The organism is Enterobacter hormaechei ATCC 49162 (assembly GCF_001875655.1).
Classification (GTDB): Bacteria; Pseudomonadota; Gammaproteobacteria; order Enterobacterales; family Enterobacteriaceae; genus Enterobacter; species Enterobacter hormaechei.
The window spans coordinates 562,617-586,022 of sequence record NZ_MKEQ01000001.1 but is presented as its reverse complement, the minus strand read 5'-3'; the positions used below and the strand labels follow the sequence as shown (position 1 = coordinate 586,022).

The 23,406-nt window shown below is 53.8% G+C and carries 24 protein-coding genes; 12 read left to right on the top strand and 12 right to left on the bottom strand.

The genetic code is table 11. The annotated features are described in order from the left end of the window. A complete protein-coding gene (locus BH712_RS02925; RefSeq protein WP_006810577.1) occupies positions 1-885 on the bottom strand; it encodes a hypothetical protein in 885 nt (294 codons plus the stop codon). Positions 886-1,171: 286 nt separating this feature from the next. On the opposite strand from BH712_RS02925, the gene BH712_RS02920 reads away from it, so the two are divergent. Continuing rightward, the gene (locus tag BH712_RS02920) at positions 1,172-2,629 is read left to right on the top strand and encodes an EAL domain-containing protein (protein ID WP_032673822.1); all 1,458 of its coding nucleotides are present in this window, start codon (positions 1,172-1,174) and stop codon (positions 2,627-2,629) included. Between the two features lie 85 nt (positions 2,630-2,714). Here the strand turns inward: BH712_RS02920 and BH712_RS02915 are convergent, their stop codons facing one another. From BH712_RS02915 to BH712_RS02880, 7 genes are all read right to left on the bottom strand, one after another. Further along, complete coding sequence (locus BH712_RS02915; protein ID WP_006810579.1) at positions 2,715-2,993, bottom strand: biofilm development regulator YmgB/AriR family protein; 279 nt, start codon at positions 2,991-2,993, stop codon at positions 2,715-2,717. Between the two features lie 23 nt (positions 2,994-3,016). Continuing rightward, positions 3,017-3,316, bottom strand: coding sequence for a hypothetical protein (locus BH712_RS02910; protein WP_006810580.1), 300 nt, complete (start codon positions 3,314-3,316; stop codon positions 3,017-3,019). A gap of 118 nt (positions 3,317-3,434) precedes the next feature. Beyond that, positions 3,435-3,674 carry a regulatory protein YcgZ gene (gene ycgZ / locus BH712_RS02905; RefSeq protein WP_006810581.1) on the bottom strand — a complete coding sequence of 80 codons (240 nt, stop codon included), beginning with the start codon at positions 3,672-3,674 and terminating at the stop codon, positions 3,435-3,437. 188 nt (positions 3,675-3,862) lie between these two features. Continuing rightward, on the bottom strand, positions 3,863-4,135 hold the full coding sequence (locus BH712_RS02900; protein ID WP_003857263.1) for an ElaB/YgaM/YqjD family protein: 273 nt from the start codon (positions 4,133-4,135) through the stop codon (positions 3,863-3,865). Between the two features lie 168 nt (positions 4,136-4,303). Next, positions 4,304-4,927, bottom strand: a complete 624-nt coding sequence (locus BH712_RS02895; RefSeq protein ID WP_032673824.1) for a hypothetical protein — start codon at positions 4,925-4,927, stop codon at positions 4,304-4,306. A gap of 588 nt (positions 4,928-5,515) precedes the next feature. Beyond that, entirely contained in the window at positions 5,516-5,998 is a 483-nt protein-coding gene (locus BH712_RS02885) for a DUF2778 domain-containing protein (protein ID WP_006810584.1), read from the bottom strand. After that, positions 5,995-6,477 carry an Hcp family type VI secretion system effector gene (locus BH712_RS02880; RefSeq protein ID WP_032673825.1) on the bottom strand — a complete coding sequence of 161 codons (483 nt, stop codon included), beginning with the start codon at positions 6,475-6,477 and terminating at the stop codon, positions 5,995-5,997. The genes BH712_RS02885 and BH712_RS02880 overlap by 4 nt, the downstream gene beginning before the upstream one ends. Before the next feature lie 212 nt (positions 6,478-6,689). On the opposite strand from BH712_RS02880, the gene BH712_RS02875 reads away from it, so the two are divergent. The 3 genes from BH712_RS02875 (at position 6,690) to BH712_RS02865 (ending at position 9,967) form a co-directional block, all read left to right on the top strand. Next, positions 6,690-6,965: a metal/formaldehyde-sensitive transcriptional repressor gene (locus BH712_RS02875; protein ID WP_032673826.1), complete on the top strand. Its 276-nt coding sequence runs from the start codon at positions 6,690-6,692 to the stop codon at positions 6,963-6,965. Positions 6,966-6,997: 32 nt separating this feature from the next. Then, positions 6,998-8,116: an S-(hydroxymethyl)glutathione dehydrogenase/class III alcohol dehydrogenase gene (locus BH712_RS02870; RefSeq protein WP_006810587.1), complete on the top strand. Its 1,119-nt coding sequence runs from the start codon at positions 6,998-7,000 to the stop codon at positions 8,114-8,116. Positions 8,117-8,275: 159 nt separating this feature from the next. Beyond that, positions 8,276-9,967: a methyl-accepting chemotaxis protein gene (locus BH712_RS02865; RefSeq protein WP_006810588.1), complete on the top strand. Its 1,692-nt coding sequence runs from the start codon at positions 8,276-8,278 to the stop codon at positions 9,965-9,967. Between the two features lie 41 nt (positions 9,968-10,008). On the opposite strand, the gene BH712_RS02860 is transcribed toward BH712_RS02865, so the two are convergent. Next, complete coding sequence (locus BH712_RS02860; RefSeq protein ID WP_006810589.1) at positions 10,009-10,932, bottom strand: LysR substrate-binding domain-containing protein; 924 nt, start codon at positions 10,930-10,932, stop codon at positions 10,009-10,011. 227 nt (positions 10,933-11,159) lie between these two features. On the opposite strand from BH712_RS02860, the gene hglS reads away from it, so the two are divergent. After that, positions 11,160-12,503, top strand: coding sequence for a 2-oxoadipate dioxygenase/decarboxylase HglS (hglS, locus tag BH712_RS02855; protein ID WP_006810591.1), 1,344 nt, complete (start codon positions 11,160-11,162; stop codon positions 12,501-12,503). Between the two features lie 42 nt (positions 12,504-12,545). Beyond that, positions 12,546-14,051, top strand: coding sequence for a carboxylesterase/lipase family protein (locus tag BH712_RS02850; protein ID WP_006810592.1), 1,506 nt, complete (start codon positions 12,546-12,548; stop codon positions 14,049-14,051). Here the strand turns inward: BH712_RS02850 and BH712_RS02845 are convergent. Further along, positions 14,038-14,880 (bottom strand): LysR family transcriptional regulator, encoded by an 843-nt coding sequence (locus BH712_RS02845; RefSeq protein ID WP_006810593.1) that lies wholly within the window; start codon positions 14,878-14,880, stop codon positions 14,038-14,040. The genes BH712_RS02850 and BH712_RS02845 overlap by 14 nt on opposite strands. 113 nt (positions 14,881-14,993) lie before the next feature. Here BH712_RS02845 and BH712_RS02840 point away from each other — a divergent pair, with 113 nt between their 5' ends. From BH712_RS02840 to rimL, 4 genes are all read left to right on the top strand, one after another. Then, positions 14,994-16,163, top strand: coding sequence for a pyridoxal phosphate-dependent aminotransferase (locus BH712_RS02840; RefSeq protein ID WP_006810594.1), 1,170 nt, complete (start codon positions 14,994-14,996; stop codon positions 16,161-16,163). Positions 16,164-16,173: 10 nt separating this feature from the next. Further along, positions 16,174-16,947, top strand: a complete 774-nt coding sequence (locus BH712_RS02835; RefSeq protein ID WP_006810595.1) for an ABC transporter substrate-binding protein — start codon at positions 16,174-16,176, stop codon at positions 16,945-16,947. Positions 16,948-17,177: 230 nt separating this feature from the next. Then, entirely contained in the window at positions 17,178-18,833 is a 1,656-nt protein-coding gene (locus BH712_RS02830; protein WP_006810596.1) for a glucan biosynthesis protein D, read from the top strand. 57 nt (positions 18,834-18,890) lie between these two features. After that, a complete protein-coding gene (rimL, locus tag BH712_RS02825; RefSeq protein ID WP_006810597.1) occupies positions 18,891-19,430 on the top strand; it encodes a 50S ribosomal protein L7/L12-serine acetyltransferase in 540 nt (179 codons plus the stop codon). On the opposite strand, the gene ydcK is transcribed toward rimL, so the two are convergent. Next, positions 19,425-20,405, bottom strand: a complete 981-nt coding sequence (gene ydcK, locus BH712_RS02820; RefSeq protein ID WP_006810598.1) for a YdcK family protein — start codon at positions 20,403-20,405, stop codon at positions 19,425-19,427. The two genes, rimL and ydcK, sit on opposite strands and share 6 nt — an antisense overlap. Before the next feature lie 121 nt (positions 20,406-20,526). On the opposite strand from ydcK, the gene tehA reads away from it, so the two are divergent. Continuing rightward, positions 20,527-21,522: a dicarboxylate transporter/tellurite-resistance protein TehA gene (tehA, locus tag BH712_RS02815; RefSeq protein ID WP_006810599.1), complete on the top strand. Its 996-nt coding sequence runs from the start codon at positions 20,527-20,529 to the stop codon at positions 21,520-21,522. Beyond that, the gene (gene tehB, locus BH712_RS02810) at positions 21,522-22,115 is read left to right on the top strand and encodes a tellurite resistance methyltransferase TehB (RefSeq protein ID WP_006810600.1); all 594 of its coding nucleotides are present in this window, start codon (positions 21,522-21,524) and stop codon (positions 22,113-22,115) included. The genes tehA and tehB overlap by 1 nt, the downstream gene beginning before the upstream one ends. On the opposite strand, the gene pepT is transcribed toward tehB, so the two are convergent. Continuing rightward, entirely contained in the window at positions 22,112-23,341 is a 1,230-nt protein-coding gene (gene pepT, locus BH712_RS02805) for a peptidase T (protein ID WP_006810601.1), read from the bottom strand. The genes tehB and pepT overlap by 4 nt on opposite strands. Positions 23,342-23,406 lie beyond the last annotated feature (65 nt).

The window sequence follows — 23,406 nt, the reverse complement described above, 5'->3', positions numbered from 1 at the left end:
TCAGAGTGTTGACGTCATGTTGACAGCATGGCGTCGTTCTTTTGGTACCACGTTGATGTAATGTGTGACGTACGCAAAATATAATCCGGCATAATTTTCGACAAGCTCGATAAAGGCCGGGTAAATTGACATCCGGCCATCGCCGCGATCTTTAAGGTAACCTGCCTCCTGCGCCGATTTGATAATGCGGTTGACGTGAATGCGCGAGACGAAAAATTCTTTTGCCAGTGTGCTGGCTGAATACGTTATTATGGCACCGTGTGCTGTTTTGTTTTTAATGGCCTGCAAATAGAGATAGAGCATAATCATTCGGCCACCATCCTTATCAATAAATAAACCCACTTCCGGAAGCACTTTCCTGAATGTTAATCCGCGAAACAGATACTCTGCGGCGCGCCGGAAAAAGTTGTGCCGCTGGATGTCATTGTCCAGAAGATTAACATTAATGTTGAATGCCGGATAAAGAATGCTGACAGGCGTAAACGCCCCGGACATATAGCGTTTAAGCTCATCAAGTCCTTTTTCCGTTGGCGCGATTTTTGTTTTTCGGCGATCTTCAGTACAGCGCCAGGTCTTAATTCGCCCGGTAGTTTTAAGTATGGTGATGATCGCGATAACACTGTTAGGGCTGGCGATATTATAACGGGTGCATAGCGCCTTAATCTCTGAAACTGACTCAGCCTGATTGCCAAAAACAAAACAACACATTGACAGTATTATGTTGAAGCGTGATTCCTGAAGCATCGTTTTGTAGAACAAAGGTTGCTTTTTATAAATGGCATCATTAATTTTGTAGTGCTCTGTTATAGCTTCACCAAATCGAGGGTTGTTTTTAATGACATCCCTTCGATGTAGCAAAGCTCTGGATGAGATGTGATTATCCATAGCGTTTTCTCTTTTTTGTCTGAACCGATGAGATGAAGTATCCGGTCTTCTTTTTCGGAATTTTCATTATACCTTGAGAAGTGCGTATTTACTGTCGTTATATGAAAAGAAAGTAATATTTATGCTGTATATGGATGAGTCGGTTGATTAACGCAAAAATGTTCTTGTGCATAACATTGATAACGGTTTATTAACCAAGCAGGGTGCGATAAAATTATTAAATGCGACAGGGAATATTGGCTTTAATTACAGATGGGAATACTATTTGCATTCTCAGGAGCAGGTTATGTCTCAAAATTTACCTTTTATACAAGATACGTGCTACAAGCAACGGTTTGTTATTTCAGCCTGCGGTTTCACCTTCGAGGGGTATAGCCTGCTTCTGAAGTCTCGTGGCGTAAACGCCACGCGGCTCCATTTTGAAGAGGATGAAGTTTGCTCAGGTGATGTTCAAAAAATGATGCAAAATCAACCACCTGAGATTTCTGTTTTTCTTGGTCGCGACGTTGCTGCCTTTCTTGAAAGCCTGAAGCGGTTGGTATCGGTGCTGAATGCACTGCCGGTTATTTGTAGCGTGACGCTGTATGGCGCAATACCAGAGAGATGGCTTTATGCCACGTTGAGAAGTCTCGTTAATAATACCAAATCGGTATCGATGATCAGGATAGCGAATATTTCAGACGTAATGGACTGTGCAGACAACATTTATGACGTACATGCCGATTCGTCACGTTTATTGCGTGATGGATCTGATAAAGAAAGTAAAGAAAGTCTGCATGGTTTAACAATGCGCGTATTAACCGTATTGCTGAATTTTTATCGGGGTATGTCGATAAAAGAGCAGTCTGCGAGGTTAGGGTTGTCAGATAAAACCATTTATACCCATCGAAAAGTGGGGTTGGGTAAATTATATCTTATCAGAGTGTGGTTTAGTGATGCACGTGTTTTCAGGGATGAAGTCTGTGCGGTAAAAAATAATCCGCAGGGGTTTTCGGATGCGGAAATAGATATTTTGCAGGCGTTACATAAGCGGGAAATATTTGCGGCTTACCAAATTATTACCGATGGCGATAAAAAAGGAGTAGGCTTTGAAATTCTGCTTCGCTGGCATAAAAACGGTCAGGTTCTGAAGGCAGCCCAATTTCTGAACGGGGTTAAAAATGGCGAAATCTGGCTCAAGCTGACGGCGTTAGTCATCCACGCGGCCGTATCAGGTATCAACAGATATAACGGGATATATTATTTCTCGGTTAATATTCCGCCTCCACTGGCTACCGGGAACGCGCTGCCGGGAATGGTGAAAAAAGCCGTTGAGATGTTACTGAAGCCGCAGTGGGCCGGGAAACTTGTCTTTGAATTAGCTGAAACGATTGACGTAACAAAGGACCCAAATATTCCTGTCACTCTTCAGCGTTTACGCGCCGAAGGGTGTCGGCTTTTTCTGGATGATTGCTTTTCCAGAGATCACGCTATGTTACCTATCCGACAGATTAACGTTGATGGACTGAAACTTGACCGCGATATTGTTGAGCACTTTGTTGCTAACGACAATGACTATAGCATTATTAAAGCGATACAGATATACAGCGACATGACGGGAAGGGAATGCGTTGCGGAAGGCGTCGATAGCAAAGAAAAATTTGAAAATCTTGTCGCGTTAGGGGTTAAACGCTTCCAGGGATATTATCTTTCCCGGGCGGTTAAAGAGGAAGAACTGGATCGGATGGTAAGGTTATTCAGTTAATGGCCTCACTGTGCTGGTGATACGTTAGCGTAAACTAAACGACCACCAGCGAAAAGCAGTGACTCACCGTTGAAATAATGTTTTCTCAGATATCATCGCGCGTAAAGCCGACCACAATTTCAAGCGTGTTACGAATGACATCGCAGGCTTCAGGCTCCTCGGTAATTTCAAGGGCATGAATCAGTTGCAGAATAATCTCTTTATTTGAGAGATTATCCCCTGCCAGCATTATACAGCGTATAGCCGAGCCTAACACTTCAACCTCACCAGTGAGATGCTTGCCGGCATTAAGAAAATGTTCCGCCAGTCCTTTATCGTGCAGTGCTTCAAAATTATAGGTCTGCTGCATAATCGCTTTACTCATGGTGGTCACCGTTTAGATTAAAATTAGTGTTTCTTGTCTGGGGCCAGAACCGTTTTTTTCGTGAAGAGTGCGCGCATGCGACCAATATCATAATCGCCCATGACGCTTCCACGATCTTGCGATACGCCGGTAACACGTTGGCGTACTTCATCTTCTGCGGCAATCAATGCATTTTTACGTTCATCATTTGATTCAACGTTAGCCATCGCCCGCAGGCGATTGGCAAGAGACGCAAAGGTAATAGGTCCGTTCTCTTTCAGTATGGATAATACGGCCTCACCGATAAGGTCATCCTTAAGTCGTTCAAATTTAGTTCTATGCATAGCTTAAATCTCACTCTGCTACACGCAGCAGGCTGTAGCATGGGGTTAGTCATCGCATTCAGGAGTTCTATTCTCACTCAGCATGACTAACTTAGTAAGTAAAAAAACAGTGTTCAGGTTAACGCTCGAAGAAGAGGGCTATCAGGCCGTTGTAGTGCGCTTTCTCTGCGTCAGACGTTGATTCTTCAATTCTGCGCAGCAGCTTTGTACAAATTGTCATTCTGCTCAGTTGTACATTTTCTTTGATGATCTCACTGACAATGGCACCCAGGGTTTCCTGCTGTGTTGGAACGTTATCCTTGTTGAAATACAAGGTGATAGCGCTTTCTGCTGTAGAGGGAGCATGGTTGCGACGCATAATTTTCCACCGTTAACAAACAATTTTGTAACATCACTGGCATCGAATTTATACTATCCGGTCAAATCTGTACATCTAAATTGTACAAGTTTTTCGTGCGGATCGGCCTTTTGCCAGAAGAACTATCAAAATTAGGGGGGAGAGAGGAGGGAAATGGGGGGAAAGAAAAGGCCCCGAAGGGCCTGAAATTATTTACGTCCCAGCAGAAGTCCCAGAACGATACCTACCGCACCGGCTGCGATTAAGCCCGTTAACGGGTTATTTCTGACGGCTTCAGTGACATCCGAGACGGCATCACTGGCCTGGGCAGCATATTTTTTTGCCGCACCTTTTACCTGGTGTTTAGGGGAATCAACGAATTCGCCAAACTGCTGCTGTGCAGAGCCGGATAATTCATCAAGTTTGTTTTTGGCTTTATCGCCAGCGTATTGTGCATTTTTATCAGTGTCGAAATCAGACATTCCAGCCTCCTTTTGTTGATAGTCTAAGGATAGACGCTGATGGCAGGCGTGAGAGAGAATTCGCTGAAATCGACGCCTGATTGCCCTTTTTTAGGATATGTCTTTGTTATGTGACCATCCTGACGTCCTGAGGATGTTGTTGATAAATATTTCCCGCGCCGTCTCTCTCTACGCAGCGCGAAGAGAATATTTCTGTCGTGCGTGAGCGGGAAAGGTAACGTAATAGCCGAGGGATGCGGCCAGGCACAGCATATAGCCGAACGATTCCGAACCTTCCTCAACGGCGTTTTTCACGACACGAATATAGCCATGCTCAAGGATGGCGTGCCACAGTACCTGCATGCCAAAGAGGCGGGAGAAGACCAGCACAGCCAGCAGGCCGCTCAACAGTATGCCGTACCAGGGAGATTGCGTATATTTTGCCAGCTGTTCCAGGGTAGCGCGAAAATGCATAACGGGGCGAATTAACGCCAGCAGCGCGGTTATCAGCGCGAACCATACCCAACTTCCATGAGAAATGAGATCAAAAAGCGCATCCAGTTCCCGAATTAACATCGTCAGGAAAAAGCCGCCCACCAGAATATTGCAGTAACGCATAGATTCGTCTATTTTCGCCAGACGAAAATGGAGAAAGACGATAGTCGCTAATACCGTTTCCTGCATAATTTCGGTCAGTGATAATTCCGGAATGTCATGGCCGACAAACCGCATATCAACCCAAAGACAAAGTATAATAAGTGCGCAAGCGGCCGCCGCGCCAACGAAGAATAAAAAGCTCTTTAGTACAATCATTAACACCACCATTTTGTTTGTAGCGAGTATGTTAGGTGACGAGAATGTTATTTCTGTTCACATCGTGCCATATAAGTGCGGATTTTTAACATTTCGAGCTTTATTGGTAAGAATACAAGGCGGGATTTCAATACGCAGGTATTTAGCCTGCTGTTGCGGTAGAGATCTCCTTCGCTGACAGGCAGGCATAACCGGGCGTAGCACCGCTGTGGAAATTATCAGCCAGGGTTACTGCCTGCTGAAGAAAGATTTGTGCATCAACTCGTGCCGGTGTCTAAGGGTAGCAGCGGCTTTTGTATTAAAAATGATGTAAGTGGGACCGCGGTCCCACTCTTTACAGTTATCCTTTTTTGGTCTTAGAAATAAAACGGAAAGTTAATAAAATAAACAGGAAGTTTATTATTACTGTCGTTGATATCGCAAAAATAGAGTAATAGATATCCCACCGTTCGATATCAATAAACCCATATTTAATTGACAGATAATCGAACAGCGTTACTTCCGGCACGACGGCAAAAAAAGCAATAAATATGCACAGATATATAAACGCATAAATATGCCACAATATTAAAAACTTTCGTCTGCTCATTAATATACCTGTACAGTACCGAGCGCGTCGACCTGTGTCCCGCCAATTTTAAAAGTAGGTTGTCTCAGAAGCGCGGCCCTCATTATGTTGAAATGACTCGTGTTAAGGAAAGTTATGCAGCCGTTACTAATCCCCTTGTATCCGGCGGGATGGAGCCTGAAATTACCCCTTTCAACTTCACTAATAAACGTATAATCGTCTATATCTGAATCCTCACGATACAGAGCGAACCAGTGGAAGTGATTAGACCCGGAAAGAACTGAATACGTCAGGCTCTTGGCAAAATGAGCAGCGCCGCTTCCTGGTCTCATAACAATATAGTATTTACCTGGCGGCAGCGGGCCTTTTCCGGACACCGCTGTCTTGTCAGGATTATTCCGGTTTACGCCAGCATTACCAGAATACGCGGGGAAAAAACCGACTCCCGGGCAGCTAAATGTTGACAGTTGGCTATTGTTGAGATGAAACGTGCAGCGGATCATCTGTCTTTCCACTCGTCAGAAAAGATGATGTTCCCGTCACAGTGCTTCCAGGTGATCTTTTCATAGCGAAGCGCAATACTTTCAAGGTGGTTATGCTTCTCTGTCGCCGGGTTTTTAACGTCATGCATCATCGGGCATATCGAGACAACTTTGACATTCTCCAGCAGCATGTTGAAGTACTCGACCTCCTGGCCAGCGTCATTGATATTGTACCACTTGAACTCGGCACTCTTTAGTGTCTGGCCCGTAGCTACTGCTTTGTATAAGTACGGACTGGAGCTGTCGAACTCTTTTTCAAATACAAGAGCGCTATGTACGCGCGTGCCTGTGATCTTCCCCGTCATGTTATCAGTTGGCAGGTGTAGGCCGTGGCCGAATCCCAACACCTCAATACTGCCCTCGCGATGCTGAACGTCAACTGAGCCTTTTATGTCGGCGCCGCCGTCATCTTTTAGCCAGAGATATGCCGGTATAGCCATTTCAACCTCCTTTTTCATTAATGATTTAAGTGGCGCGTAACGTAATAAACCCTTAATCAACAAGTCCATTAGGCAAAAAATGTTATATAAAACACATATATTTCAAGTTCTTATTGATGTTTTTCTGGATATTGATTTTTTCAATAATTGATAATGTTTACATTAACTTTCCATACAATATACAATACCCCCCTATAGTATCAGGAGGGCGTATGCCGCATTCACCCGAAGATAAAAAACGTATTCTGACCCGCGTCCGCCGCATTCGGGGCCAGGTTGATGCCCTTGAACGCGCCCTGGAGTCGGGCGATCCCTGTCTCGCCATTTTGCAGCAAATTGCCGCCGTGCGCGGCGCTGCCAATGGCCTGATGGGGGAAATGGTTGAAATTCACCTCAAAGATGAGCTGGTGACGGGGGAGACGACCCCGGCTCAGCGGGCTGTGCGGATGGCAGAAGTCGGCCATTTGCTGCGCTCTTATCTAAAATAAACCCACACACCTCACAACAAGGGAAAGACATCATGAAATCTCGCGCAGCTGTCGCGTTCGGCCCAGGCCAGCCGCTGAAAATCGTTGAAATTGATGTTGCTCCGCCGAAGAAAGGCGAAGTGCTGATCAAAATTACCCACACCGGCGTTTGCCATACCGATGCGTTTACCCTGTCCGGTGACGATCCGGAAGGCGTATTCCCGGCGGTGCTTGGCCACGAAGGGGGCGGTGTGGTGGTGGAAGTGGGTGAAGGCGTCACCAGCCTGAAGCCCGGCGACCATGTGATCCCGCTGTACACCGCAGAGTGCGGCGAGTGTAAGTTCTGCAAATCCGGCAAAACCAACCTCTGTCAGGCCGTGCGCGCCACGCAGGGCAAAGGACTTATGCCGGACGGCACCACCCGTTTCTCCTATAACGGCGAGCCTATTTATCACTACATGGGGACCAGCACCTTCAGCGAATACACGGTGTGTGCCGAGATCTCGCTGGCGAAAGTGAATCCGCAGGCCCCGCTGGATAAAGTCTGTCTGCTCGGCTGCGGTGTCACCACCGGTATCGGCGCGGTGCATAACACGGCAAAAGTGAAAGAGGGTGACACCGTGGCGGTGTTCGGCCTGGGCGGGATCGGTCTGGCGGTCATCCAGGGTGCGGTACAGGCGAAAGCTGGCCGTATCATCGCTGTGGATACCAACCCGGAGAAATTTAAGCTCGCAGGTGAGATGGGCGCGACCGATTTCATCAACCCGAAAGACTACGACAAACCGGTTCAGGACGTGATCGTTGAACTGACCGACGGCGGCGTAGACTTCAGCTTCGAATGTATCGGCAACGTCAACGTGATGCGTTCAGCGCTGGAGTGCTGCCATAAGGGCTGGGGCGAGAGCATCATTATCGGCGTGGCTGGCGCGGGTCAGGAGATCAAAACCCGTCCCTTCCAGCTGGTGACAGGCCGCGTATGGCGCGGGTCGGCATTTGGCGGCGTGAAAGGCCGTACCCAACTGCCGGGTATGGTTGAAGATGCGATGGTTGGTAAAATTCAGCTCGACCCGTTCATCACCCACCGCCTGCCGCTGGATCAGATCAACGAAGCCTTCGATCTGATGCACGAAGGAAAATCCATTCGTACCGTTATCCATTTCGGCGACAACTGATTATTCTGCCAGCGGTTTTTACCGCTGGCATTTCTTCCCTGATCTTCTCTAAAGTGTGACCTGTCTGACGCTTTTAGGCGTAATCAAATTCCCCGCCGTGCCGATGACTCTTTTACAGGCGTGTTTTTACGCATCTTACCTATAAGAGAGTCGACGGTCATGGACAACACAACATCGATGCAGGCGCAGCATAAGCTGAGCTTCTTGCATCACATCCGGCTGGTTCCGCTGTTTTCCTCCATTCTCGGTGGCATTATCCTCCTGTTTGCATTGAGCTCGGGTCTGGCAGGCTATTTCCTGCTCCAGGCCGATATCGATCAGCAGGATGTCACGGCAGAAATTCAGGTGCGCACCGGTCTGTCAAACAGTTCCAACCATTTGCGCACTGCCCGTATCAACATGATCCACGCGGGGGCGGCGAGCCGTATTGCCGAGATGGAGGCGATGAAGCAAAACATCGCTGAGGCCGAAACCCGCCTCAAACAGTCGCAGGATGGGTTTGCTTCCTATATGAAGCGCACCGTTCGCACCCCGGCTGATGAAGCGCTGGATGGCGATCTGAAAGCCCGCTATGACGCCTACATCGCCGGTATGCAGCCGATGCTGAAATATGCCAAAAACGGCATGTTTGAAGCCATTATCAACCACGAAAATGAGACCGCGCGTCCGCTGGACGATGCCTATAACGCGGTGCTGCTGAAGGCGATAAAAATCCGTACCGAACGCGCCAATGCGCTAACGGCGCAGGCGCATACCCGTACCCGGCTGGGGCTGATGTTTATGTTCGGCGCGTTTGGTCTCGCCCTGGCGCTGGCGGTGATCACCTTTGTGGTTCTTCGCCGCACGGTGATTAACCCGCTCCAGCGCGCCGCGACGCGTATCGAAAATATCGCAAAAGGCGATCTGACCATGCCGGACGAACCGACCGGGCGCAGTGAAATTGGCCGCCTGACGCGCGACCTGCAAACCATGCAGCACGCGCTGGTGACAACCGTGGGCACCGTGCGTCAGGGGGCGGAGGAGATCTACCGTGGCACCAGCGAAATCTCCGCGGGTAACACCGATCTCTCTTCCCGTACCGAGCAGCAGGCGGCGGCTATCGAACAGACGGCGGCCAGCATGGAACAGCTCACCGCCACGGTGAAGCAGAACGCCGATAACGCGCATCATGCGAGTAAACTCGCTGAAGATGCCTCCGGTAAGGCCAGCCGCGGGGGGCAGATGGTCTCTGGCGTGGTGAAAACCATGGGTAATATTTCCACCAGTTCGAAGAAGATCTCTGAAATTACTGCCGTAATTAACAGCATCGCGTTCCAGACCAATATTCTGGCGCTTAACGCGGCGGTCGAGGCGGCACGAGCGGGGGAACAAGGACGCGGCTTTGCGGTCGTGGCGAGCGAAGTCCGCACGCTGGCAAGCCGCAGCGCGAACGCGGCAAAAGAGATTGAAAGCCTGATTAATGAATCGGTGTCGCTTATCGATCAGGGATCCGGGGAAGTGGTTGCCGCGGGTAATACCATGAATGAGATCGTCGAGGCGGTTAAACGCGTCACTGATATCATGCTGGAGATTGCGGCAGCGTCCGATGAGCAAAGCCGCGGCATTGTTCAGGTGAGCCAGGCGATCTCCGAGATGGATAAGGTGACGCAGCAGAACGCCTCGCTGGTGGAAGAAGCTTCTGCGGCGGCGGCCTCGCTGGAAGAGCAGGGCGCACGTCTGACGGAAGCCGTTGGCGCGTTTCGTCTCAACGGAGCACGCACAGGAAGGGCGGCCACCGCTGCACCCGCCGCGAAGCCCGCGCCTTTAACCCCGGCAACGGCCGTGTCAGGTGATAACTGGGAAACGTTCTGAGTAAGACAGACCCGCCCTCGCGGCGGGTTGTACGTTTATCTTCAGAGAGGCATTGATTTACGAATGGCGCTTAACAACGTCTGGGCGCCTTCCGAAAGTGAGGCATCTACGCGCGTCAGGATCCCAATGGGTTCTCCCGCCCCGGGCGATGTTACCGGCAGCGCCGTAAGCACGCCGCGTCGCAGATCGTCCTTCACCGCGCCGGACGGCACAAACCACACGTAGTCATAATCCACGGTAAGCTGGCGAGAAAGCGACGCCGAAAGCGTTTCAATACACCCTGACGGCAGCGTGCAGCCCTGCATTTGCAGTAAAGCTTCCGCATTCTGACGCGGCACGGTTCCTTTCGGTGAAACGACAACCGGCCACTCCATCACGCGGCTCAGGGTCACGGTATCCTGCAACAGGGGATGATTCGGACGCACCACCAGCTTCAGGGATTCCAGGAACAAAAGCTCGTAATTCAGGCCGCTCATCAGTTCCGGATCGGACATCCGACCAATGCCCAGATCCAGCTCGCCTGACTTCAGGCCCGCCAGCAGCATTGTATTATTCATGGTCGCGACCTGAAGCGTGGCGTGCTTTTGCTGGCGGTGGAACTGGCCGATCGCCGCAGGCAATATGCCCAACGCCGCCGTCGGCAGCGCGCCCACGCGCACGATGTCGCTGGCCGGCTCCTCTTTACGGTTGAGCGCCTGACCGGCGGTGTTGAGTGCATCGAGAACTTTGACGGCATGCGTCAGGAACTGTTCGCCCACGAGCGTAAGCTGAGCGCCCAGACGACCGCGATCGAACAGGCGGGTTCCGGTAAGCTGTTCCAGTTCGTTTAGCGTTTTGGAGAGTGCAGGCTGACTGAGGTTAAGGGTTTCAGCCGCTCGCCCCAGCGTTCCCTGTTGAGCGACGGCCACAAAAGTATGTAAATGGCGCAAGCGTATGCGCTGACTGAACAGACCATTTTTTTCCATAGGCGATGTTAAAAACAGAGCGACGCGGGTGACAAGTTAAGATGTTTGAATTTGATAACCTGATAGCAAAATATTTTTAACATCTGATCTATTTGAGTTACAACCGTTTTTCGAAAACGCCCACGCTTTGACCACTCGTCTGCCTGGATCACAATTCGTAAATTCTTCCCAACGAAAGGAATGGGCTTCTCTACACTCCAGGTAGTATTCACTGGAGGCATGACATCATGGCGAACACCATCACGGCTGATGATATTCGGGAACACTTTTCGCAGGCTATGTCGGCGATGTACCAGCAGGAAGTTCCGCAGTACGGCACCTTGCTGGAACTGGTGGCGGACGTTAACCTGGCGGTTCTGGAAAATAACCCCCTTTTACATGAACAACTGGCAAACGCAGACGAACTGGCGCGCCTGAACGTAGAGCGTCACGGTGCGATCCGCGTCGGCACCGCGCAGGAGCTTTCCACCCTGCGCCGGATCTTCGCCATTATGGGCATGTACCCGGTCAGCTATTACGATCTCTCCCAGGCGGGTGTGCCCGTCCACTCGACGGCGTTTCGTCCGACTGACGATGCGGCGCTGTGCCGTAATCCGTTTCGCATTTTTACTTCGCTGCTGCGCCTGGAGCTGATTGAAAACGTTGCGCTGCGCGAAAGGGCGGCGGAGATCCTCTCCCGACGCAACATCTTTACGCCGCGCTGTCTGGAACTGATTGACCTGCATGATGCGCAGGGACACTTTACCGGGGCGCAGGCGCGTGAATTTGTGCAGGAGGCGTTAGAAACCTTCCGCTGGCATCGTCATGCGACGGTGGATCAGGAAACCTATCTGGCGCTGAGCAACGAACATCGCCTGATTGCCGACGTGGTCTGTTTCCCGGGGTGCCATATCAACCATCTCACGCCGCGCACGCTGGATATCGACCGGGTGCAGGAGCTGATGCCGAAGTACGGTATTGAACCGAAAATTCTGATTGAAGGCCCGCCGCGCCGCGAGGTGCCGATCCTCCTGCGCCAGACCAGCTTTAAGGCGCTGGAAGAGCCGGTGCTTTTCGCGGGAGAACACAAGGGCACCCATACCGCGCGTTTCGGTGAGATTGAGCAGCGCGGCGTGGCCCTTACGCCGAAAGGACGCGAGCTGTACGACAGCCTGTTAAATCAGGCCGGGACCGGCAAAGATAACCTGACCCACCAGCTTCACCTGCGCGAGATCTTCAGCGCTTTCCCGGACAGTGAAATGTTCCTGCGCCGTCAGGGGCTGGCCTATTTCCGCTACCGTCTGACCCCGACAGGGGAGGCGCATCGGCACGCGTTTCGTCCCGGCGACGATCCGCAGCCGCTGATCGAACGCGGCTGGGTTGTGGCCCAGCCGATCACCTACGAGGATTTTCTGCCCGTCAGCGCGGCGGGGATCTTCCAGTCGAATCTCGGCAATGAAACGCAGGCGCGCAGCCACGGCAATGCCAGCCGCCAGGCCTTCGAAGCCGCACTCGGCTGTGCGGTACACGATGAGTTTTCGCTGTACGAGGAGGCGGAGGTGCGCAGCAAACAGCGTTGCGGTTTGCTCTGAAACCGTTACTCTGCAAGGGTGTGATGGAAAAAGAAGGTTGGTATGGAAAATCCCTCCGCCCCTGTGGTTGAAACGCGCCAGGGCGCACTGATTGGTTTTACTGAAGACAATACCCACGTGTGGTGCGGCATTCCCTATGCGGCACCGCCCGTAGGCCCGTGGCGCTGGCGCTCCCCGCGTCCCCCCGAGCGCTGGGATGGCGTGCGCCCGGCGACGGCGTTCTCCGCCTCCAGCTGGCAGAGCAGCGAAAGCTGTCAGGAGCTGGGCGGCGGCGATCCCGGCCAGTTCTCTGAAGACTGCCTCTACCTTAACGTCTGGTCGCCGATCGCACGCGCCACGCCGCTTCCGGTGATGGTCTGGCTGCACGGCGGAGGCTTTACCCTCGGCGCTGGCGGGCTGCCTCCGTATAACGGCAGGGCGCTGGCGAAGCGCGGCGCGGTGGTGGTGACAATTAATTACCGTCTCGGGCACCTCGGCTTTTTTGCCCATCCGGCGCTGGAGGGGGAGGAAGAGCGCGTGGTGCATAATTTTGCGCTGCTCGATCAGATCCAGGCCCTGGAATGGGTGCGCGATAACATTGCCGCGTTCGGCGGCGATCCTGAGAACATTACCGTTTTTGGCGAGTCGGCCGGGGCGCGCAGCGTGCTGTCGCTGATGGCTTCCCCGCTTGCGGGAGGGCTGTTCCATAAAGCCATTGTGCAAAGCGGGTACACACTGCCGGACACGCCGCGCGAACAGGCCATGCATAAAGGCGAAGCCATTGCCGCCCATTTCGGTCTGGAAAATGCCACCGCGGAACAGCTTCGCGCGATCCCGCCTGAGGCGTTCTGGCCGCTGACCTCGCCGCTGAATATCGCTCCTGCGCCCATCGTGGGTGACTGCGTTCTGCCTGAAGCCATGCTCGACGTCTTTTTCGCGGCCCGTCAGCATCCTGTACCGGTGATGATAGGGTCGAACAGCGACGAAGCCAGCGTGATGTCGGTATTCGGGGTCGATCTTGCCGGGCAGATCCAGAAGCTTCGCCGCGAGCGGCGCTTCGGCCTGGGGCTGATCAAGCTGCTCTATCCGGGCGTGAAGGGCGATGAGGAACTCGGCAGGCAGGTATGCCGCGACATGGCCTTTACCACCATGGGATACGTGGTGATGCAGGCGCAGCAGCGGGCGGGCGGTTTGTGCTGGCGATACTGGTTTGATTATGTGGCCGAAGCGGAGCACGCGACCTACATTAACGGCGCCTGGCACGGTAACGAAGTGCCCTACGTGTTCGATACCCTTGGCCTGGTGGAACCTTCGCGGCAGTATGTCAACGAACGCGATCTGGTCTTCGCCGCTCAGGTGGCGGACTACTGGGTGAGTTTTGCCCGGGATGCGGGGGCACGTGACAGTCTGGCAGGGCCGACGCGCTGGCCCGCCTGCCGGAAAGGGCGGGACGTACTCTTACGTATCGGTGTGAATAAACATGCAGGTTTTCGGCTTGAAAACCGTTTCATGCGTGCCCGCATGAGCCTCTTCAAACGGGTGATGAAACACCACGTCAGCCTCGACTGAGCAGACAGGCGCGAAACGCATCCAGCCCGTTTTCCGGGCCGGGTGCGTCGCGTAATACCAGCCGGTAGCTCGCCCCCGTCTTGATGCTTGTGTCAAAAGGCCGCATCAGCCGTCCGGCGCGCACGTCCTCCTCCACCAGCGTTTCATCCGCGATGGCGATGCCCAGCCCCTGAATGGCGGCGGTAATTGCCAGATCCATGGTTTCGAAGTGTTGATTTTTGAGCATAGCTGGCGTCGGGTGCGGCTGTTTCGCCAGCCATAGCGTCCAGTCCGTCTTGTCCCGCGTGGGGTGCAGGAAGGTGAGCGTTTCCAGCGCAGAACCGGCCCGCAGCGGACTCATCACCGGCGTTAAGGCCTCTTCGAACAGCAGATCCCCGGCGCTCATGTGCGTCCCAAACACAATCGCCGCGTCATAGGATTCGGTTTTGAAATTGACGTTGTGATCGGTGGTGGTGGTCAGCGCAATCTGGAGTTCCGGCTGTTCACGTTCCACCTGTAACAGACGCGGCACCAGCCAGCGCATTGCGCAGGTAGGCGCTTTCAGACGAATCACGGTCTGGTGCGACCGTGCCTGTTCAGCGACGTTCAGCAGGTGTTCAAACGCAGATTGCAGCTCCGGCAGCAGGGCGCTTCCCTGCGAAGAGAGACGCAGGCCGCGCGCATGGCGTTCGAACAGCGGGAAGCCGAACCAGCTTTCCAGCGAGGCGATTTTACGGCTTACCGCCCCCTGCGTCAGACAAAGCTCTCTGGCGGCGTGGGTCAGATTCAGGTGACGCGCGGTCACAATGAACGTCTCTACGGCATTAAGCGGAAATGAACGGCGCGACATATCTCACCTTAGCTATGCATTTTTGTCATGGCTATTATGACAACAATTCGATTGTCCCGACAATGAAGTTGTTGTTTGAATAGTTATGCATTCACCACGAGAAGGGACAGAGGATGACTTTGAAAACGCCGGTGCAGACACGATCCAAATTGCCCGATGTGGGAACCACCATTTTTACCGTTATCGGCCAGCTTTCAGCCCGGCATAACGCCATCAACCTTTCTCAGGGTGCGCCGAATTTTTCCTGCGACCCAAAACTTATCACCGGCGTGACCCGCGCCATGGAGGCAGGGCATAACCAGTACGCGTCCATGACCGGGCTGCAACCGCTCAGGGAGCGCATTGCGGACAAAATTGCCACGCTCTATGGCACACACTATGACCCATCGAATGAGGTGCTGGTGACCGCCAGCGCCAGCGAAGGGCTTTACTCGGCCATCAGCGGGCTGGTTCATCCTGGCGATGAGGTGATCTATTTCGAACCCTCCTTTGACAGCTATGCGCCGATTGTGCGTCTGCAAGGGGCGACGCCGGTAGCCATTAAGCTGACGGTACCGGATTTTGCCGTGAACTGGGATGAAGTGCGGGCGGCCATTACCCCGCGCACGCGGATGATCATCGTTAATACGCCACACAACCCGAGCGGACAGGTGTTTTCAGCCGCCGATCTGCACCAGCTGGCCGCGCTGACGCGTCACACCGACATCATCATTTTGTCTGACGAAGTGTATGAGCACGTTGTTTTTGATGGCGAACCGCATCACGGGATGGCGACGCACCCACAGCTGGCGGAGCGCAGCGTGATTATTTCTTCTTTCGGAAAAACCTATCACGTCACCGGCTGGCGTGTGGGGTATTGTGTGGCACCCGCGGAGCTGATGGATGAGATCTGTAAAGTCCATCAATTTTTAATGTTCTCTGCCGATACCCCAATGCAGTACGCGTTTGCCGAACACATGACCGATCCGCAAACCTGGCTGTCGCTGGCGGCGTTTTATCAGCGCAAGCGCGATCTGCTGCAAAGTTTGCTCGCTGACTCACCGTTCAGGCTGCTTCCGAGTGCCGGTTCGTTCTTCCTGCTGGCGGATTACAGCGGCTTCAGCGACGAGCGCGACAGTGAGATGGTGAAAAGGCTGATTGTTGAGGGCGGGGTTGCCACCATTCCGCTGTCGGCGTTTTATGCCGATGGCACGGACAATAAACTGATCCGTCTCTCTTTTGCGAAAGATGAGGCGACGTTACGGGCAGGTGCACAAGCCCTGTGTCGGGTTACACCACGTTAAGGAATTTAAGATGAAATTACGCGCGTTAGTTGTCGGCATAGGTCTGCTGTGTTCATTCTCGTCGTTTGCCGCCACCGAGTTGCGGTACGGGCTGGAAGCGGAATATCCGCCGTTTGAAAGCCGCAATGCGTCAGGGGAGCTGGAAGGGTTTGACGTAGAGCTGGGAAATGCCATCTGCCAGGCCGCCGCGCTGAAGTGCAGCTGGGTAGAAACCTCGTTTGATGCGCTGATCCCCGGTCTGGTGGCGAAGAAGTTCGACGCCATCAACTCGGCGATGAACATCACCGAACAGCGTCGCAAGAGCATTGATTTCACCCAGCCGATCTACCGCATTCCCTCCCAGCTGGTGGGGAAAGCCGGTTCTGCGGTAGAGGCCACGCCGGAAGGGCTGAAGGGCAAAACCATCGGCGTTCTCCAGGGGTCAATTCAGGAAACTTACGCCAAAGAGCACTGGGAGAAGCACGGTGTCACCGTGGTGTCTTATAAAGATCAGAATATGGCCTGGGGAGATCTGCTGAATGGCCGTATTGATGCCTCGCTGGTGATGTCAGCGGCCGGGCAGGCCGGTTTCCTCAGCAAGCCGCAGGGTAAAGGGTTTGGCTTTATCGGCAAACCGGTGTCGGACGACACTATCCTCGGCAGTGGGATCGGCTTTGGGCTGCGTAAGGGGGATGAAGCCACCAAAAAGCAGCTTGATGCCGCAATTGATAAAGTACGTGCCGACGGCACGATCGCGAAACTGGCTGATAAGTACTTTCCGGGTATCGATGTCAGCGTAAAATAACCGCCTCATTCGCCCCGGTTGTCGATGTCGCACCGGGGCATTTTTATACATAACTTTACCCCTTTTTCAGGCCGTTCTGGTCGACAGAAAATATTTCTCGGTTTGTTCAGATAATCACCCGCCAACAATTGGATTCTTAACCGTTTTTGTTTAGGCTGTGCGTTCTTTCTTGCCGTCATTTCGCTGCGCGCGAAACTCATTCACACGACCATAAGGACGTTTTCTCAGGCATGAATCGCAGACGTTTTCTCAAAGGTTCCCTGGCAATGGCTGCCCTGAGCGGCACTTCTGGCCTTGCTTCTCTGTTTTCCCAGGCGGCGTATGCTGCTGATTCCGACATTGCAGACGGTCAGAGCCGCCGCTTTGACTTCTCTGTTCTGCAATCCATGGCGCACGATCTGGCGAAAACCCCGTGGGGCGGTGCGCCACGTCCGCTGCCGGAAACGCTGGCGACCATGACGCCGCAGGCGTACAACGCCATCCGTTACGATGAGAAGCAGTCGCTGTGGAATAACATTGAAGGCCGACAGCTGGACGCCCAGTTCTTCCATATGGGGATGGGGTTCCGCCGCCGCGTGCGCATGTTCTCGCTGGATCAAACGACCTCGCAGGCGCGTGAAATTCACTTCCGGCCTGAACTGTTCAGCTACGGCGATACGGGCGTGGATACCCGCCAGCTTGAAGGGCAGAGCGACCTCGGATTCGCCGGGTTCCGCGTCTTTAAAGCGCCAGAGCTGGCCCGACGCGATATCGTTTCGTTCCTGGGCGCGAGCTACTTCCGCGCGGTGGATGATACCTACCAGTACGGCCTTTCCGCGCGCGGTCTGGCGGTAGATACCTTTACCGACACCCCGGAAGAGTTCCCGGACTTCACCTCCTTCTGGTTTGAAACCGTTAAGCCGGGTGATACCACCTTTACCGTCTATGCGCTGCTGGACAGCCCGAGCATTACCGGTGCCTATAAGTTTGTGATCCACTGTGAGAAGAGCCAGGTGATCATGGACGTTGAAAACCACCTCTACGCGCGCAAAGACATCAAGCAGCTTGGCATCTCGCCGATGACCAGCATGTTTAGCTGCGGCAATAACGAACGCCGCATGTGTGACACCATTCATCCGCAGATCCACGATTCAGACCGTCTGGCGATGTGGCGCGGAAACGGGGAGTGGATCTGCCGACCGCTGAACAACCCGCAAAAGCTGCAATTTAACGCCTATCAGGATAAAAACCCGAAAGGCTTCGGCTTGTTGCAGCTTGACCGTGACTTCTCACACTATCAGGACGTGATGGGCTGGTATAACAAGCGACCAAGCCTGTGGGTCGAGCCGCGCAACAACTGGGGTAAAGGCGCCATTGCGCTGATGGAAATCCCGACAACCGGCGAGACGCTCGATAACGTGGTCTGCTTCTGGCAGCCGGAGAAACCGGTGCAGGCGGGCGATGAACTGGACTTCAAATACCGTCTTTACTGGAGCGCACAGCCACCGGTGCGTTCGCCGCTGGCTAACGTCTACGCCACCCGTACCGGTATGGGCGGCTTCCCGGAAGGCTGGGCGCCGGGTGAAAACTACCCGAAAGTGTGGGCCCGTCGCTTTGCCATTGACTTCGTCGGGGGCGATCTGAAGGCCGCCGCGCCGAAGGGCATTGAGCCGGTGATCACCCTGTCCAGCGGTGAAGCGAAGCAGGTGGAGATCCTCTATGTCGAACCGTTCGACGGGTATCGCATTCTGTTTGACTGGTATCCAACCTCTGACTCCACCGAGCCGGTGGATATGCGCCTGTTCCTGCGCTGTCAGGGCGATGCCATCAGCGAGACCTGGCTGTACCAGTACTTCCCGCCCGCACCGGACAAACGTAACTACGTTGACGACCGGATTATGCGCTAGTCATTTTGGGATTGTGCCGGGTAAGGCGAAGCCGCCACCCGGCAATTAAGAGGCACTATGACTTCAGAAATTATCCCCATTAACCAGGAAATCGAGCTTCGCGCCGTCGACGAGCGCTATACCTTCGATCTGCACAACCTCGTCATCAAAAACAAAACCTGGCTGCAAACCGCCTTCGACTGGGCGCAACATGTCGGCAGCGAAGAGGACACGCGCCGCAACGTGCAGAGCAACCAGATGCTGCACCAGCGCGGTTACGCCAAAATGTTCCTGATTTTCATGAAGGATGAACTGGTGGGCGTGCTTTCATTTAACGCGATAGAGCCTGCGAATAAGGCCGGATACATCGGCTACTGGCTCGACGAAGCGCATCAGGGGCAGGGCATTCTCTCTCAGGCGCTCCAGGCGTTTATGCGCTATTACGTTGAGCGCGGCGAGATCCGCCGCTTTGTGATCAAATGTCGCGTGGATAACCAGAGCAGTAACCGGGTGGCGCAGCGCAACGGATTCACGCTGGAAGGTTGTATGCGGGAAGCGGAAATGCTCAACGGCCGCTTCGATGATGTGAATCTTTATGCCAGGATTTTCCCGCTATAGTGCCCCCAGCAGCGGCGTTCGGGTGATCCGCGTGTCGCCGTTGATCACTTTAGATCCCCGGACGTGAATGCTTTCACCCTCAAACGCCTCGATAACCGCATCGTCCGTTACTTCCACCTGATGCTCAATCAGCACATCGCCGCTGATACGCGCCCGCCCCTGAATGACCACCTTGTCATCAATCAGGATCGGCCCGCCACGTAACCACGCCTCACCGCCTATCAACACGTGGTGTTTGATCACGCAGTTGCCTTCGACGAGAGCATTTTCCGCAACCTGTGAACTGTACCGCAACGTCGGGATGGCATCGTCCTCTGAACCGGCCAGCAGGCGGGCGTTGCCGTACACTTTGGCGCAGTCGCACACCCAGACGTTATTAAGCGCGTTGCCCTCAAGAATGGCGCGATCGAACACCTCCGCGCGGTGCTCAACGAAGGCCCAGGTCACCATGGCATCGCCGTAGATTTGCGCCTGATGCACAATACGCGACTGGCTGACCGTGGCTCTGTCATAAATTTGCAGGATCTGCTCACGGTCGGGCGTCAGCCCTTTGGCTGCAATCACCATGCTATTGTGCAGCACCCGCGCATCACCGGCGATACGGCATTCCCCGCGTACGCTGGAATGCTGAATGGTGACGTTGTCACTTATTATCGCCCCGTGACTCACCTCTGCCGCGTCAAGCCAGCTGTTGCCGCCAACGTGTGCGCGGTGGCTTACGATGCAGGGTTGGGTGAGGCGGGCATTACCGCATATCCTGGCCCCGGCAAATACCACGCTGTTTTCATCGTAAACCCAGCAATCCCCGTCCTGGGCGAGCGCGTTCTCATCCTCAACCCAACCACCTTTTGTCCCGCGGGTCACATCGTTAAAATCCTTCACGGCAATAATTTGTCTGAGGGAGGTTGTGCACGGCGTCGATCCGTCCTGCCAGCGCCAGAGACGGGTTTCATTGCTTAGCCGATATTTTGTCATCGCGTTATCCCTGAAAAGCCTTTCACTAAACGTAGCAAACTTTTGGCTTTTCGAAGTGCTGGCGTCCGCTCAGGAAACCCCTTAAAATGGCATTTAAAATACATTTTAAAGTTTAAAAAAAATGCATAACCAAAACCAACGCGTTCTTAACTTGCCCGCCGGGTATTTCGGTATGGTCCTCGGGACCATAGGCATGGGGTTCGCCTGGCGTTACGCCGGTACCATCTGGCCGGTGACGCGCTGGCCGGGCGAGATCCTGGTGGCGCTGGCGGTGGCGATGTGGTTCCTTCTGAGCGTGGCGTTTCTTACCCGTGCGGTACGGTTTCCACATAGCGTGCTGTCCGAGATGCGACATCCGGTAATGAGCAGTTTTGTCAGCCTTTTTCCTGCCACAACGCTGCTGGTGGCCATCGGCTTTGTGCCGTGGTATCGCCCGGTGGCGCTGGGGTTGTTTGGCGTGGGCGTGGTGATCCAGCTTGCGTATGCCGCCTGGCAAAGCGCCGGGCTATGGCGCGGTAAGCATCCGGAAGAGGCCACGACGCCAGGACTGTATCTGCCGACGGTAGCGAACAATTTTATCAGCGCGATGGCCTGCGGTGCGCTGGGTTTCCACGATGCGGGGCTGGTGTTCCTTGGCGCCGGGGTCTTTTCCTGGCTGAGCCTGGAGCCGGTCATTTTGCAACGCCTGCGCAGCGCGGGCGAACTGCCCGCGGCGCTTCGTACCTCGCTCGGGATCCAGCTTGCGCCTGCCCTGGTGGCCTGTAGCGCCTGGTTTAGCGTCAACGGCGGCGAAGCGGACACCTTCGCCAAAATGCTTTTCGGCTATGGTCTGTTGCAACTCCTGTTTATGCTGCGTCTGATGCCGTGGTATCTGTCGCAGCCGTTCAACGCGTCGTTCTGGAGCTTCTCGTTCGGGGTGTCGGCGCTGGCGACCACCGGTTTACATCTTGGGCAGAGCAGTCCGTCAGGGTTCTTTCATGCCCTCGCGGTTCCCCTGTTTATTTTCACCAACGCCATCATCGCGATGCTGCTGGTCCGTACTTTTATCTTGCTGATGCAGGGCAAACTTCTGGTGCGCGCTGATAAGGCACTGCTTATGCAATCTGAGGAAAAATAATGACTGTCGATGAAAACTACTTTACTGAGAAATATGGTCTGACCCGCACCCACTCAGAGGTGCTTTATAGCGCGGGCATTGTTAAGCCGGGTAAAACGCTCGATCTCGGTTGCGGAAATGGCCGCAACAGCCTCTACCTGGCGGCCAACGGCTATGACGTAACGGCGTGGGATAAAAATCCGATGAGCATCGATAACATCGAGCGCATTAAGGCGGCGGAAGGGATTGCGAACCTGAAAACGGCGATTAAGGATCTGAACACCCTGACCTTTGATGGCGAATACGACTTTATTCTCTCCACCGTCGTGTTGATGTTCCTTGAAGCGAAAACCATCCCTGGTCTTATCGCCAATATGCAGGGTTGCACCAAACCGGGCGGCTATAACCTGATTGTTGCCGCGATGGACACGGAGGACTATCCGTGCACCGTCGGCTTCCCGTTTGCCTTCAAAACCGGTGAACTGAGCCACTATTACGAAGGCTGGGAGTTGATCAAGTACAACGAAGAGGTGGGGGAACTCCACCGTACCGATGCCAACGGGAACCGTATCAAGCTGCGCTTCGCCACCATGCTTGCACGCAAGCCCGCTTAACGCGCGGCCAGCAGACAGAGTTGCAGGGCAGTGCGATAGGACGCCTCGAACGACGACAGCGGTAAAAACTCAAACTTCGAGTGGAAGTTATGGGCGCCGGTGAAGAAGTTCGGGGTGAGCAAACCTTTGGCTGACAGGGCCGCGCCGTCCGTGCCGCCGCGCATCGGCGTTGGCCTGGGCGTGATGCCGAGCGATTCCATCGCTTCGAACATCAGGTCGATCGCGCGGCGGTCTTCGCCAATCGCATTGCTGATATTGCTGTAGGTATCCTCAATGCGATACTCCACCTTTGCCGTGGGATGCTGTGCGGCAATTCGCGCCGCCACATCGGCAATCTGCTGCTTGCGGGCGGCAAATCCCTCTTTGTCAAAATCACGGATGTTGGCTTTCAGTACCGCTTCGTTTTGCCCGGCCTGGATGCCGTTAAACCAGATGTAACCCTCGCGCCCCTCGGTGCACTCCGGGGTTTGCTGGCGGTCGAAATGGCTGATGAAATCCGTTGCCATCAGCAGCGGGTTGACGAGCACGCCTTTGGCGGACATCGGGTGGGCCGTGACGCCGGTAAAGCGAATTTCCGCCGCCGCCGCGTTAAAGTTTTCGTAAACAATTTCCCCCAGCTCGCAGCAGTCGATGGTCCAGGCAAAATCGACGTCGAAGCGCTTTAGATCCAGCGCTTTCGCACCACACAGGCCAATCTCTTCGTCGGGCACAAACGCCACCACAATATCGCCATGCTTGTGCTCAGCGGTCAGGTTTTCCAGCACCGTCATCACCACCGTGACGGCGGATTTATTATCTGCGCCTAATACGCTGGTTCCGTCGCTGAAAATAATCTCTTCATCAGGATAAGCCAGAATTTCCGGATGCTCTTTTACGCGCAACCAGATCTCTTTCTCTTTATTCAGACAGAGATCATCCCCCGTAAACGTTAATATTTGTGGATGAATATCCGGGGATAAACCGACGTCGACGGTGTCGATATGGGTAATAAAACCAATACGCGGCGCGCCGGGAACATTGCCTTTTTTTACGGCGGTAACGGTGGCGAACTCATCAATCACAATATCGTCTAACCCCAGCGTTTCCAGCTCCTTCGCCAGCTCCCGCGCCATCTCATGCTGGCCCGGGGTGGAGGGCAGCGTTTTGACTTTCGGATCGCTCTGGCTGGTGATGGCGAGATAGCGGAAAAAGCGTTGGGTTAATTGTCTGGAGAGTTCTGAGCCCATAGTGTTTCCTTCTGTATTTATTTTTCATGTGTTTGCGTCAACACTTTAATGTTATTTATGGAATG

What these genes read in the sequence shown, in the direction of transcription:
- rimL (WP_006810597.1), top strand. Translation starts at nt 18,891, where the DNA reads ATGACTTCAGAAATTATCCCCATTAACCAGGAAATCGAGCTTCGCGCC.
- tehB (WP_006810600.1), top strand. Translation starts at nt 21,522, where the DNA reads ATGACTGTCGATGAAAACTACTTTACTGAGAAATATGGTCTGACCCGC.
- BH712_RS02900 (WP_003857263.1), bottom strand. Translation starts at nt 4,135, where the DNA reads ATGTCTGATTTCGACACTGATAAAAATGCACAATACGCTGGCGATAAA.
- BH712_RS02885 (WP_006810584.1), bottom strand. Translation starts at nt 5,998, where the DNA reads ATGATCCGCTGCACGTTTCATCTCAACAATAGCCAACTGTCAACATTT.
- hglS (WP_006810591.1), top strand. Translation starts at nt 11,160, where the DNA reads ATGGCGAACACCATCACGGCTGATGATATTCGGGAACACTTTTCGCAG.
- BH712_RS02870 (WP_006810587.1), top strand. Translation starts at nt 6,998, where the DNA reads ATGAAATCTCGCGCAGCTGTCGCGTTCGGCCCAGGCCAGCCGCTGAAA.
- BH712_RS02850 (WP_006810592.1), top strand. Translation starts at nt 12,546, where the DNA reads ATGGAAAATCCCTCCGCCCCTGTGGTTGAAACGCGCCAGGGCGCACTG.
- BH712_RS02830 (WP_006810596.1), top strand. Translation starts at nt 17,178, where the DNA reads ATGAATCGCAGACGTTTTCTCAAAGGTTCCCTGGCAATGGCTGCCCTG.
- BH712_RS02915 (WP_006810579.1), bottom strand. Translation starts at nt 2,993, where the DNA reads ATGAGTAAAGCGATTATGCAGCAGACCTATAATTTTGAAGCACTGCAC.
- ycgZ (WP_006810581.1), bottom strand. Translation starts at nt 3,674, where the DNA reads ATGCGTCGCAACCATGCTCCCTCTACAGCAGAAAGCGCTATCACCTTG.
- BH712_RS02910 (WP_006810580.1), bottom strand. Translation starts at nt 3,316, where the DNA reads ATGCATAGAACTAAATTTGAACGACTTAAGGATGACCTTATCGGTGAG.
- BH712_RS02840 (WP_006810594.1), top strand. Translation starts at nt 14,994, where the DNA reads ATGACTTTGAAAACGCCGGTGCAGACACGATCCAAATTGCCCGATGTG.
- BH712_RS02920 (WP_032673822.1), top strand. Translation starts at nt 1,172, where the DNA reads ATGTCTCAAAATTTACCTTTTATACAAGATACGTGCTACAAGCAACGG.
- BH712_RS02925 (WP_006810577.1), bottom strand. Translation starts at nt 885, where the DNA reads ATGGATAATCACATCTCATCCAGAGCTTTGCTACATCGAAGGGATGTC.
- BH712_RS02845 (WP_006810593.1), bottom strand. Translation starts at nt 14,880, where the DNA reads ATGTCGCGCCGTTCATTTCCGCTTAATGCCGTAGAGACGTTCATTGTG.
- pepT (WP_006810601.1), bottom strand. Translation starts at nt 23,341, where the DNA reads ATGGGCTCAGAACTCTCCAGACAATTAACCCAACGCTTTTTCCGCTAT.
- ydcK (WP_006810598.1), bottom strand. Translation starts at nt 20,405, where the DNA reads ATGACAAAATATCGGCTAAGCAATGAAACCCGTCTCTGGCGCTGGCAG.
- BH712_RS02860 (WP_006810589.1), bottom strand. Translation starts at nt 10,932, where the DNA reads ATGGAAAAAAATGGTCTGTTCAGTCAGCGCATACGCTTGCGCCATTTA.
- BH712_RS02880 (WP_032673825.1), bottom strand. Translation starts at nt 6,477, where the DNA reads ATGGCTATACCGGCATATCTCTGGCTAAAAGATGACGGCGGCGCCGAC.
- BH712_RS02895 (WP_032673824.1), bottom strand. Translation starts at nt 4,927, where the DNA reads ATGATTGTACTAAAGAGCTTTTTATTCTTCGTTGGCGCGGCGGCCGCT.
- BH712_RS02865 (WP_006810588.1), top strand. Translation starts at nt 8,276, where the DNA reads ATGGACAACACAACATCGATGCAGGCGCAGCATAAGCTGAGCTTCTTG.
- tehA (WP_006810599.1), top strand. Translation starts at nt 20,527, where the DNA reads ATGCATAACCAAAACCAACGCGTTCTTAACTTGCCCGCCGGGTATTTC.
- BH712_RS02835 (WP_006810595.1), top strand. Translation starts at nt 16,174, where the DNA reads ATGAAATTACGCGCGTTAGTTGTCGGCATAGGTCTGCTGTGTTCATTC.
- BH712_RS02875 (WP_032673826.1), top strand. Translation starts at nt 6,690, where the DNA reads ATGCCGCATTCACCCGAAGATAAAAAACGTATTCTGACCCGCGTCCGC.